Here is a 224-nt window from a genome sequence, read left to right on the forward strand (position 1 = left end):
GGCCCCGTCCGGCGCTCTGGTGGTCGGAGACCAGCACCGTCCCGGAAGGCGCCCCGGCCCGGGCAGCGGCAACCAGGTCGGCATTCGTCGAGCCCGTGGTGGCCACGGACGCGACCTCGACCCACACCGAACCCGGACGCACCAGTGCCCGGCAGAGCTCGACCGCGTCAACACGGGGAGAATTCGGCGCGGGATTCACGCCCAGACCCTATGCCCGGGCGGGT

Annotated in this window: 1 pseudogene; it reads right to left on the bottom strand. The window is 73.2% G+C overall.

Going from position 1 to position 224, the window contains the following annotated elements:
- Nucleotides 1-199: pseudogene (locus tag BN358_RS27555) on the bottom strand (hypothetical protein); the annotation flags it as partial.
- Between the last annotated feature and the right edge of the window lie 25 nt (nucleotides 200-224).

Source organism: Sedimentibacter sp. B4 (genome assembly GCF_000309315.1).
GTDB classification, from domain to species: Bacteria; Bacillota; Clostridia; order Tissierellales; family Sedimentibacteraceae; genus Sedimentibacter; species Sedimentibacter saalensis.